Source organism: Kitasatospora sp. NPDC059462, from assembly GCF_042749955.1.
Taxonomy (GTDB): domain Bacteria; phylum Actinomycetota; class Actinomycetes; order Streptomycetales; family Streptomycetaceae; genus Kitasatospora.
This window is the reverse complement of record NZ_JBHYUU010000235.1, coordinates 1-10,695: the sequence shown is the minus strand read 5'-3', so window position 1 is coordinate 10,695 and position 10,695 is coordinate 1. Positions and strand designations below refer to the sequence as shown.

Here is a 10,695-nt window from a genome sequence, read left to right as displayed (position 1 = left end):
TTCAGTCGCGCGATCGCGACGTTGGCGGTCTGCTCGTTCGGGCCGGCGAGCCCCGCGACGACGATCTTTCCGTCCGCGGGCTGGATCGCCACGGCTCGGGCGAAGTTGGTGTTGGGTGCGGCGAGGAACGAGAAGGTGACGGTCCCGGGGACGGTGCTGGAGGGGCCGAAGGTGGTGTCCAGGCTGCCGTCGGTGTTGTACCGGGCCAGGGCGAACTGGGCGTTGCCGCCCGCGCCGGGCAGGTTGAGGCCCGCGCGCCCGGCGGTGACGATCTTCCCGTCGGACGGCTGGATCGCCAGGGCGTTGCCGATGTCGGGCAGCGAGGGGGTGCCGCCGAAGTCGGTGGTCACCTTGCCGCCGGTGCCGAAGGTGGTGTCCAGCGCCCCGGGGGTGGCACTGGCGGGGACGGCGGCGATGAGGGCGATGGCGATGCCGGTCGCGGCGGCGAGGCGGCGCGCGCTGAGCATGCGCATGACAGAGTCCTCTTTCGCTGAGGGGGAGGCCGGGCAGGGGCCCCAAGGGGGTGGGGATGTGTGCCCGCAGGCGTGCCGACTGCACGAACGCGCGAGCGGGCGTGGGGGGTGGGGAGTCGGGTCGCGCGGGCTGTCTGACCGCGCGGCGGCGTCAGCGGAACCGGCCTGTGGGCCTGGGGGTCACGCCGCGCCGGGGTGACCGGACAGGTCCGGGGGCAGGCGGCGGTTCGACGCCCGCCCGGGCTGCACAAGGCCGTCCCCCGGTGGCATATGCCGGAGGTTCGGACCGATGGCCGGTCCTGCGGAACCGGCCGCGTCGCCATCATGGTCCCGCCCGACGCGCCGAGGCAAGGCCTTTCGGTCACCCGTTCCGATCCTGTCCGGGAAAGGCGAACAGCGGTTCCTTGCTGTTCGTTTGATGCTCGCAATTATCCTATGAATGACTGGAGTTGAGAGAATTTGGCGTCTGCCGCGGTAATGTGGGCGAGCACCGGCACGGTGCCGCCCCCGGCGGTGAGGCGGCGGGCGAGGCCGGCCGCGCGTCGGCGGTGGGCCGGTTCGGAGAGGAAGACGGTGAGAGCGTCGCCGAGGCTCTCGGCCGCGAGCTCCTGGAACGACGGGACCGAGGGTGCCCCACCTCATGCAGCCGGGACGCCCAGAGCAGCTGGTCGGCCATGCCCTGGCGATCGGTTGAGTCGTTGATTCGCGGGCGACACGCAGACCTCGGGGACATCGTCCGGGCGGGGGAACGAGGAGAGCCTGCCCGCCATGCGTGAGTTGCTGCCCTGCCTGGAATGCGGCGAGTTCGTGGAGCGGCCGACCGGAACCCGGCCGGCGCGTTCGACATCGCATGGCGGCAGCTCAGGGAACAGGGCCAGAGGGAGGTGGACGGGTTCCCGGAGCGGGTCGGCGGTGGATGCGGCATACGTGCGACCGCGGCTGCGGCGCCCACTCCGTGCCGCTCCTGTCAATGGCGGCGGGTGGCGGGTGTACATCCGGGCGCACGACGTCGTGTCAGCAGACAGAGGCCGGCCGACGGTGTGAGTATGGGCGAGGCCGAGCTGGCACGCCTCCGGCCCCGGCCGCGAGAGACGTACGAAAGGACGCGGTATGGACCCGACGGCCCGCTCGACTATCCGGCACCCCCGGCCACCTGGCCTGGACACACTGCGCTACACGGCGAGAAGCGCTCTCGACGCCGTTCCCGATCCCCGGCACCGCAGCATGGTCGCCAGTGTCCTGGACTCGGGCCTGGTGGACAGGATGATCGCCTTCGTCGACGCCTTCGATCCGTCCGTCGACCGCGGGCAGGCCCACACCGGCGCCCGGCTGCTCACCGCCGAATTCGAGACGTTCGGTGTCACCGTCCCTCCCGCCACCACGGACCACATCACGCTGATGCGTGCCCTCCTGGTACCCGTCGCCGACGACGGCCTCGCCCTCGCGCTGGACCGCATCTGGGTGTTCGCCACCAACCTCGACGATGTGTGCTGCCACGACCGGGCGCAGGCCGAAGCCGTTCTACGGGCCTGCCTGCTGCCCGAGCAGGGCGCCTCCTCGCCGAACGCGCGCTACATCCGGCACATGTTCGGTGAGATCGCACGGTACTGCGATCCGACCTTCCTCGCCGTCTTCAAGACCTTCTTCCACAACGCGATCACCGGCGTCCTCATGGAGGCGGAGTTCACACCGGAGGCGGCCGACGAGGTCGACAGCGACTTCGTCCGGGTCTTCAACGGCTTCTCGCAGTTCTGGTTCACCTCGCTGCAGTTCACCGATCCCTGCCTGGAGGCCACCCGCAACCGCGCCTTCTGGGCGGCGGCGCTGAGTTCCTGCGTGGCCTTTCTCAACGACATCAACGATGTCCTGTCGTTCTACAAGGAAGCGCTCCACGGGGAGGACTTCGCCACCGGCCGGATCCGCCGCCGAGCGGTGAGCGAGAACATCCCCTACCTCCTCGCCTACCGCCGAAGTCTGGACAGCGGCCTCGCAGCCTACCGCCGCGTGCTGGCACTCGCCACCGACGAGCAACGCCCCCATCTCGACCGCTACATGACCGCCTTCGCCCACTGGCACTTCCACTGCCGCCGCTACCGCTGGCAGGACGTCTACCCCGGGCTGACGCCGATCGAGGTCTGATCCCCTAGTACTGCAACGGTGCTTACCGTGGCGTTCGCCGGGTTCGCTCGTTGGGCTGTTCATGGGTGGGGACATATCCGAGGTTGATGCTCGTTGCTGGTCGGATGGGTTGGCTGGGCTGCACGGGCGGTTTGCGCACCGGTTCGCGCGGAGTGAGTCGCGGGAGTCGGCGCTGGCGTACATGCGGGGTCTGCTGGCGCCGTTGGAGCGCAAGAACGGCTGGACGGTGGCCGAGGAGGCGGGTCACGGTGGCCCGGACCGGATCCAGCGGCTGCTGAACCGGATCGACTGGGACGCGGACGGGGTGCTCGACGACGTGCGCGAGTACATCGTCGAGCACCTGGCCGACCCCGGCGGCGTGCTGATCGTGGACGACACCGGGTTCCTGAAGAAGGGTGTGCGGTCGGCCGGGGTCCAGCGGCAGTACTCCGGCACCGCCGGCCGCACCGAGAACTGCCAGGTAGGCGTCTTCCTCGCCTACTCCGGGCCACTTGGCCGGACCTTGATCGACCGGGCGCTCTACCTGCCGAAGTCCTGGATGGACGACCGCGAGCGCTGCCGGGCCGAAGGAATCGGCGACGAGATCGAGTTCGCCACCAAGCACCAGCTCGCCCGCCGGATGGTCCGCCGGGCGATCGACGACGGGATCCCGTTCCGGTGGGTGACCGCGGACGCCGGCTACGGCAACAGCAAGGGCTGGCGCACAGAGCTCGAACAGGCCGACGTCTTCCACGTCGTGGCCACCACCCGGCACGACACCGTGGTCACCCGCTGGGCGATGGACCACCGACTCCACGATCTGGTCGCGGGGCTGTCGCGACAGAAGTGGAAGCGCCGCTCGTGCGGCGACGGCTCCCACGGCCCGCGGATCTACGACTGGGCCCGCGTCGAAGTCCGTCCCTGGCACCGCCCGGACCGGCGGCACTGGGTGCTCGCCCGCCGCAGCGTCACCGACCCGACGAAGGTCGCCTACTACATCGCCTACGCGCCCGCCGAGACCACCCTGAACGAGCTGATCGCCGTCGCGGGTGCCCGCTGGGCCATCGAGGAGTGCTTCCAGACCGCCAAGGGCCAGTGCGGCCTGGACGATTACCAGATCCGCCGCCACCAGGGCTGGTATCGGCACATCACCCTCGCTATGGCCACCCACGCCTACCTCGCCGTCCTGCGCGCCCAGCAGCTCGAAAAGGGGCCGGACCCGCTCGAACGCCAGACCTGATCCCACTCACCGTCCCCGAGATCCGCCGGCTGATCACCGGCCTCGCCCAGCCGGTCCGCCGCAGCATCGCCCACGTCCTGCACTGGTCCCACTGGCGCCGCCGACGCCAGCACCAGGCCCGGACCAGCCACTACAAACGACGAGGCCACAGCCCGAAAACCGAAGCCTCATCACGCTAAGCACCGTTGCAGTACTAGGGCTTGTCCGGGCGACCATGTGACTGTCATTCGGCTGGTTCGTTGGTTTGGGCATGGGGCGGGGAAATCTGACGGATGCCGAGTGGGAACGGCTGCGGCCGTTCCTGCCGGTCAGCAACAGGCGTTGTGGCCGGTGGCGTGACCATCGGCAAGTGATCGACGGGATCTTGCACCGAGTGCGGACCGGTGTTCAGTGGCGCGATCTCCCCGAGAGGTTCGGGCCTCGGAAGACCGTCTACGAACGCCACCGGTTGTGGTCGGCCGACGGGACGTGGGATCGGCTGCTTCAGCGGGTCCAGGCGGAAGCGGACGCGGCCGGCGACATCGACTGGGACATCTCCGTCGACTCCACCATCGTGCGGGCCCACCAGCACGCGGCCGGGGCTCGCACCGATCCGCCGCCGGCCCTGGCCTCAAAGGGGGCTGGGCCAGGGGAACACCAGGACGAGAGGCCACGGCGGAGCCTCGTCGCCCGCCTGGTGGAGGCGGTGCAGAAGGCGAGGGCCTGGGCCGCTCGCGTGGCGGGTTCACCACCAAGGTCCACCTGAGCGCGGACGGCCGCTGCCGCCCGCTGTCACTGATCGTCACGTCAGGGCAGCGGGCGGACTGCACGCAGTTCGAGCGCGTGCTGGAGAAGATTCGCGTCCCGCGGACCGGACCGGGCAGGCCCCGCAAGAAGCCCGACAGCCTGGCCGCGGACAAGGCCTACAGCAACGGCCCGTGCCGTGCCTACCTGCGCAGGCGCGGTATCCGGCACACCATCGCGGAGAAGACCGACAGTCGGGCCGCCCGCCTGCGCAAGGGCTCACGCGGCGGACGGCCTCCGGCCTTCGACGACGAGCGGTACAGGAAGCGCAACACCGTCGAGCGGTCCATCAACAGGCTGAAGCACGCCCGAGCGGCGGCCACCAGATACGACAAGCGCGGCTACGTCTACCAGGGCACCGTCACCGTAGCCGCCCTGGTCATCTGGCTCCGCACCTGAGCGGCCGGGCTGTGCGCTCGCGCTCGTCCGCCGGGTCAGATGCCGGTGTGGGTGGTGATCCACAGGCGGTAGGCGCCGGTGTTGGTGTAGACGGAGGGGTAGGCGCCGCTGCAGGTGGTGACGCCCCAGCTGACGATGCCGATGAGGCGGCCGTTCTGGACGAGGGGGCCGCCGCTGTCGCCTTTGCAGGCGGAGATGCCGGAGCCCTTGTCGTAGGTGCAGACGTGGGTGAGGCCGATGTTCTGGAGCGGCCAGCGCAGCTGGCACTCGCCGACGGTCAGGGTGATGACGGTGGCCTGCTGGAGGGTGTTGGACCCGGTGCCGCCGCCGGTGGTGCGTCCCCAGCCGGTGAGGGTGGCGGTGCCGCCGAGCAGGTCGGGAAGGGCGGGCAGGGCGATGGGCTGGATCTGCGGGCTGTAGGTGAGAGGGGCGGCGAGTTTCAGGACGGCGATGTCGTTGGGCAGGCCGGTGGCGTTGCCGTTGTAGTTCTCGTGCGTGCGCACCTCCTGCACCGGGCGCAGGGTGCCGGCGGGCGAGAGGGTGTCGGAGCCGGCGGCGATCCGCAGCTGGCCGGCGGTCCTGCCTTCGAGGCAGTGGGCGGAGGTGAGCACCCACTGCGGGCCGATGACGGAGCCGCCGCAGATGTGGGACCAGCCGGTGGGGCCCTGGGACTGCAGCGACACCTGGTAGGGGTGGGCACCCGGCGTGGCGTCGCTCCCGCCGGTGACCGCGGCTGCCGTCCCCGCCCCGCCGACGGCCAGTCCGGCCGCCGTGAGGACCGCCCCCAGAACCGCCGCTGCCGTCCGCCGCGCCCCGCCCCGCCGTTGTGCCATCGTCGTGCCTCTTCCCGTGCCGGGCCCCGTTGCAGGGCGTGATCTTCCCGGAGCCTTCCGGCTGTGGGCGGTGGGCCGCAAGCGGTGAACCGGCCGTATTCCGTGGCGGGTACGGCCGGTTCACGGCAGGCGGTCTGCTGCGGGGCCCGGCTGGGGGGGGCGGTTCAGGCGCCGAAGGCGGCGTAGATCTGGAAGATCTCGCGCACCGAGACCCCGAAGGTCAGCACGGCGGTGGAGGTGAGCAGGGCGATGGTGGCCGCGCGCGGTGCGCGGACGGGGACGCGGCGGGTGGTGTGCACGGGCAGGTCCTTGTCGCGGGAGGTCGAGGGCCGCAGGGTCGGGCGGCCGGTCACAGGGGGCCGAGGATGGGGCCGAGGGCGTTGAGCAGGCTGACGAGCGCCTGGGTGAGGGACACGGGCTTCTCCTTCACGGTGCGGAAACGGGGGCGGGTGCGGCCGTGCGCTGGTGGGCGCAGGGGCAGGCCGGCTGCGCGGCCTGCTGTTCTTCGAGGTGGCGCAGGCGGCGGGAGAGTTCCTGGACGGCGGCGATCAGGACGCCGTTGGCGTCGACGACGTCGATGGTGGTGGCGCGCCGGCCGTAGCCGAAGGCGGCCCGCCAGTCCTGGGCCATCGGGCCGATGTGCAGGGTGTCGGGGTCCCAGTCGTAGCGCCATTCGCTGACCGGCAGCTCGTCCAGGAGGGCGAGGATCTGCGCCCGGGTAAGGGGCTGGTCCCGTTCGGTGCGGGGCGGGCGGGGCGCGAATAGGGTCGAGGCCATGCCCCGGAGCAGGGCGGCGAGGCGCACGGCTCCTCCTGTCTGGTGCGGGGCGGGGTCAGGAGAGCGGCTTGATGTCGTGCTTCACGTCACGGTTGCTGATCAGCGGCGCGACGATCGGCCCCACGGCGTTGACGATCTTCAGGATCTCGTCGAGCAGGTTCACGGGAACTCCAGGGTGTGGGAGGGCGGCAGGTGCCGGTTGCCGGTCATTCGATCAGACCGGGCTGCCGTGGCGCCGGGGAAGATCGAAACTGACCGGCCCCGCCGGAATTGATCACGCTTCCGGCCGCCCCGCCCGCTCCCGGCCGGCCTTCCCCCGGTGTGCCCGGGTCCTTCCGGCCGGGCACGCCGTCCGCGCTCCGCGCGGGGCGGCCGTCGCGCCGTCACCGCGCCGTGTCCGATTAGGCACCTTTGCGTATTCTTTAACAATTTTTCATATCTATGCGACGACTTATCCGCCCCGCTGAGGGGCTCGTTCCCCCACCCCGAGGAGTTGCCCCGTGTCCGCTTCCCCGTCCCCCGCCCCGGCCGGGCGCCGGCTGACCTGGCCCTGGTTCCTGGCCGTGGTCGTCGTCTACCTGGTGATCATCCAGGGCCTCGGCGCACTGGTCGGCGTCGACCGGGCCGGCGGCGACAGCCAGTTCCCCACCACCGAGGCGATCATCCGCAACGGCGTGATCCCCATCGGCATCTCCGCCCTGTTCGGCGCCGCCGTGGTGACCTGGCTCGGCTGGTGGGGCAACGTCCTCAACTACCGCGCCCCGGTACGCCGCTGGGTCCGCTTCGTGCCGATCTCGATGCTGGTGGTCGCCGTCATCGGCGTGAACTACCCCAACCTCGCCAACCAGCCGCTCTCCCTCGTCCTCGCCCTGGCCGCCATGACCGCGCTGGTGGGCATCGGCGAGGAGCTGATGTTCCGCGGCATCGGCGTCCAGGTCTTCAAGCGCGCCGGATACAGCGAGGGCAAGGTCGCCCTGTGGTCCTCGGTCATCTTCGGCCTCGTCCACGTCAGCAACGCCTTCGGCGAAGGCGCCCAGGCTGTCCTCCAGGCCGTGATCGTCTCCACCTCCGGCTACTTCTTCTACCTGTGCCTGCGCGTCGGCGGCGTCCTGCTGCTGCCGATGCTGGTCCACGGCCTGTGGGACTTCAGCCTCGTCTCCAACTCCGTCGGCACCGACCCGAAGACCTCCCCCGGCATGATCCTGCCGATCGCCCTCCAGGTCGTCCTGATCGTCGTCCTGATCGTCAAGCGCCACACCGTCGAACCCGCCGCCCAGGCCGACGACGCCGCGTCCCCGGCCGCCAGCCGCACCATCGGCAACTGACCCCACCCGCACCGCCGACGTCGCCCCCCCCACCCCGGGGGGGGCGACGTCACTCCCGCACACAAACCCGCACTGGCACTGCCCCGCAACCGACTGCAACGCCTGCTTCTCACCGACAGCACCGAGCAGACACAGCCTCCGCTCAGCGTTGATGAGCTCACCATGAGCCTCCCTGGTCAACGATCGCGGCAGGCGGGCAGCAATCACATGATCGACCGGACAAGTCCTAGTCGAGCCGCACGACCTGGCCACCATGACGGACCTCACACACGGCTACACACTCACGGACCTCGCCGAACGCGGCGGCCCGAGCCGCCGCACGCTCAAGTCGCAGATGACCAGGCTCCACGCCCGGCTGGGCACGAACGCAGCCTCCTCCCCGCCCGCACTGACCGTGTACACCCTGCACGGCCTCGGTGTCCTGCCACGCGAACACCCCTGCCAGTGCGCCACCCCCGCCTAGACCATCGCCGTCGGCCAGGACCAGAAGCAAAGGCCTTGGCAGGCACCCGTTACGCACCACGGTCACGCAACCGCCTGCCCGCACCGAGCGCTCACTCCCGTCCTTGCAGTACGCCGAACTCGCAGCGTGCGGAGTCGATCTTCCCCCGCACCCCGACAACGCGACCGACGGCGCCGCGCCCCCAGGGCTGTAGAGCCCTCCAGCCATGACATCCGCCCACCTCGTAGCGGGACGACGGCGGGGATGTTCACCGGGTTCACGGTGGCCTGCGCGCGGGTCAGGCCGAGTGTGCACAAGTTCAGGCCAGGCAGCGGCGGCTCCATAGCACAAGATCGGCTCGATACATCGAGCCATCCGACGCGAACACTCGCAGGTGCCACCGATCGGTGCGCATCTCAGTCGTTCGCATGGATGGAAGCATGGAACCGCGCAAGCGCGCCCTGATCGGAGTTCGGCTATCGGTAGCCACCGATGAAAGTACATCGCCGGCGCGCCAGCGTGAAAAGGGCCGATTGATGGCCCAGATGAAGGACTACCACATAGTCGGCTACGCCGAGGATCTGGACGTCTCTGCCACTAAGTTGCGGCCGATCGATCGGCCGCAACTGGGCGATTGGATGAAGAATCGCCACCACGAATTCGATGTCATGATCTTCTGGAAACTGGATCGGATCGTCCGAAGTCCGGCCGACCTTTCGGACATGATCCGTTGGTGCGACAAACACCGCAAGAACCTCATTTTTGTGGATGATACATTCGACCTCTCCAGCGACCTGGGAGAGGCCATGGCCTATATGGCTTCCGTATTTGCCCGCATGGAGGCACGGAAGATATCCGCGCGCGTCGCGGATGCCCACCGCTTCCTCAGGGGGACACGTCGCTGGGCCGGCGGCCGACCGCCCTACGGGTACCGGATCGTCCCGTTGGACAGTGGCGGGAAGGTCCTGGAGATCGACCCGGTGACGTCCGCGATCGTCCGGGAGATGTACTGCTGGGCCATCACCGGGGTTTCACAAAGCGAGATGGCCCGCAGGCTGAGCCAGCGAGAAGTGCCCACACCACGGAACTGGATCCGGCTACAGAACGGGTCACCTGTCACCTCGGTCCGGTGGAATCCTGCGTCGATTGGGAAAATTCTCACCTCTCCCGCCTGCCTCGGATTGAAGATGACCGGCGGATCCACCGGCTTCCACAGGATTGTCTACGACACCCAAGGAGATCCCATTCGGGCCGCCGATGCGATCCTCACTCCAGATGAATGGCAGCACCTGCAAGCATCTCTCGAGGCAACGCGCCCCACTCGAACGAAGCGGGTGAGCGAGCCCTATCCATATCTCGGCTCAGTCTTCTGCGCCGAATGTGGACATGTGGCTTATCGCTGGATAATCCGGACGGGAGGAACCGAGTGCGGATACTATCGATGTGGCGTCACCTCCGGCAGTTCCGCTAAGCGATGTAACACTGCAGCTCCCATGGACTTCGTCGAGGAGCAGTTCAACGCCCTCATCGCCCATTTGTTCTCGACGGTACAGGTCGTCGAGCCGGTACCGTCCGATGCTCCTATGGATAACGGCGAGACAGTCGAATCCATATCCAGGGCAATGAAAGATGTCCGGGCCGAGAAGGACATGGGCCTCTACGAGTACGAAGGCGGAAGGGAGGAATACCTTCGCCGCATTAATGGGTTGGCAGACCGCCGCAAGACTGCGGCGCAAGCGGTGCACGCGAGCCCTAGGGAATTTCGCCCCACGGGATCGACCTTCGCTTCGGAGTGGGCCAGTAGCGATATCGCCGGCCAGCGGCAACTCCTCCTGAAGTCCAAGGTGAAGGCCTACATCTGCCGGAACTCCCTTAGCTTTCTCTTCCCCGAGGACCTACGAAAGGAGCTGATCGCCGCCTGAACGTTCCATCGGTGCACCGCGTAGATCGGATTCGCCGGGTCTCACCCGGCTATCAGGCAAACCGCCGATGATTCGGTCGGCGGCTAAGGGTTTTCGCGTAAAGGATCTTCGGGCTGGTACGGGCGAGGCCAGTTGGTGTTCGGTCCGCTTGTCTATCCCCTGAAGGTGAAGTCGTGCAGGCGGGCGATGCCGCTCATCGCGTGGTGGAGACCGTCGCCCTTCAACGGCAGCCGCGAAGAATCTTCCAGGCTTTCCTCCTGTCGAAGTCGTGCTCGGCGCGGGCCCGGACCTAGGAGCTGTTCAAGGTTCGGATCTTGGCCTGGCCCTGATGGCGGGCTGGTGTGTCTGGTAGAACTCGGGGGCGTGGCGCGTTTTGACGTGAC

Annotated in this window: 10 protein-coding genes and 1 pseudogene; 6 read left to right on the top strand and 5 right to left on the bottom strand. The window is 68.8% G+C overall.

The window, feature by feature from the left end:
• The coding region (locus tag ACFXAM_RS34850; protein ID WP_380297466.1) for a delta-60 repeat domain-containing protein at positions 1-473 on the bottom strand (473 nt) is incomplete at its 3' end.
• 1,224 nt (positions 474-1,697) lie between these two features.
• Between ACFXAM_RS34850 and ACFXAM_RS34845 the strand changes: the two genes are divergently transcribed.
• From ACFXAM_RS34845 to ACFXAM_RS34835, 3 genes are all read left to right on the top strand, one after another.
• Positions 1,698-2,612, top strand: coding sequence for a hypothetical protein (locus ACFXAM_RS34845; RefSeq protein ID WP_380297465.1), 915 nt, complete (start codon positions 1,698-1,700; stop codon positions 2,610-2,612).
• A 61-nt stretch (positions 2,613-2,673) separates the two neighbouring features.
• Complete coding sequence (locus tag ACFXAM_RS34840; RefSeq protein ID WP_380297463.1) at positions 2,674-3,831, top strand: IS701 family transposase; 1,158 nt, start codon at positions 2,674-2,676, stop codon at positions 3,829-3,831.
• 250 nt (positions 3,832-4,081) lie between these two features.
• A protein-coding gene (locus ACFXAM_RS34835; RefSeq protein ID WP_380297461.1) for an IS5 family transposase occupies positions 4,082-5,013 on the top strand; the annotation gives its coding sequence in 2 pieces (ribosomal slippage) (positions 4,082-4,478 and positions 4,478-5,013; 933 coding nt in all).
• Positions 5,014-5,048: 35 nt separating this feature from the next.
• Here the strand turns inward: ACFXAM_RS34835 and ACFXAM_RS34830 are convergent.
• From ACFXAM_RS34830 to ACFXAM_RS34820, 3 genes are all read right to left on the bottom strand, one after another.
• On the bottom strand, positions 5,049-5,846 hold the full coding sequence (locus tag ACFXAM_RS34830) for a serine protease (protein ID WP_380297459.1): 798 nt from the start codon (positions 5,844-5,846) through the stop codon (positions 5,049-5,051).
• Between the two features lie 164 nt (positions 5,847-6,010).
• On the bottom strand, positions 6,011-6,199 hold the full coding sequence (locus ACFXAM_RS34825) for a hypothetical protein (protein ID WP_380297457.1): 189 nt from the start codon (positions 6,197-6,199) through the stop codon (positions 6,011-6,013).
• 73 nt (positions 6,200-6,272) lie between these two features.
• Positions 6,273-6,650 carry a hypothetical protein gene (locus ACFXAM_RS34820; RefSeq protein ID WP_380297455.1) on the bottom strand — a complete coding sequence of 126 codons (378 nt, stop codon included), beginning with the start codon at positions 6,648-6,650 and terminating at the stop codon, positions 6,273-6,275.
• Positions 6,651-7,123: 473 nt separating this feature from the next.
• Here ACFXAM_RS34820 and ACFXAM_RS34815 point away from each other — a divergent pair, with 473 nt between their 5' ends.
• The 3 genes from ACFXAM_RS34815 to ACFXAM_RS34805 all read left to right on the top strand — a co-directional run bounded on the left by ACFXAM_RS34815 (position 7,124) and on the right by ACFXAM_RS34805 (position 10,312).
• Positions 7,124-7,948: a CPBP family intramembrane glutamic endopeptidase gene (locus ACFXAM_RS34815; RefSeq protein ID WP_380297453.1), complete on the top strand. Its 825-nt coding sequence runs from the start codon at positions 7,124-7,126 to the stop codon at positions 7,946-7,948.
• Between the two features lie 253 nt (positions 7,949-8,201).
• Positions 8,202-8,411 carry a hypothetical protein gene (locus ACFXAM_RS34810; protein WP_380297452.1) on the top strand — a complete coding sequence of 70 codons (210 nt, stop codon included), beginning with the start codon at positions 8,202-8,204 and terminating at the stop codon, positions 8,409-8,411.
• A gap of 419 nt (positions 8,412-8,830) precedes the next feature.
• A complete protein-coding gene (locus ACFXAM_RS34805; protein ID WP_380297450.1) occupies positions 8,831-10,312 on the top strand; it encodes a recombinase family protein in 1,482 nt (493 codons plus the stop codon).
• A 152-nt stretch (positions 10,313-10,464) separates the two neighbouring features.
• Here ACFXAM_RS34805 and ACFXAM_RS34800 read toward each other — a convergent pair.
• A pseudogene (locus ACFXAM_RS34800) lies at positions 10,465-10,601 on the bottom strand (IS5/IS1182 family transposase); the annotation flags it as partial.
• Between the last annotated feature and the right edge of the window lie 94 nt (positions 10,602-10,695).

Coding starts and splice junctions, on each gene's coding strand:
- ACFXAM_RS34845 (WP_380297465.1), top strand. CDS start 1,698: ATGGTCGCCAGTGTCCTGGACTCGGGCCTGGTGGACAGGATGATCGCC.
- ACFXAM_RS34840 (WP_380297463.1), top strand. CDS start 2,674: ATGGGTGGGGACATATCCGAGGTTGATGCTCGTTGCTGGTCGGATGGG.
- ACFXAM_RS34810 (WP_380297452.1), top strand. CDS start 8,202: ATGACGGACCTCACACACGGCTACACACTCACGGACCTCGCCGAACGC.
- ACFXAM_RS34830 (WP_380297459.1), bottom strand. CDS start 5,846: ATGGCACAACGGCGGGGCGGGGCGCGGCGGACGGCAGCGGCGGTTCTG.
- ACFXAM_RS34805 (WP_380297450.1), top strand. CDS start 8,831: ATGGAACCGCGCAAGCGCGCCCTGATCGGAGTTCGGCTATCGGTAGCC.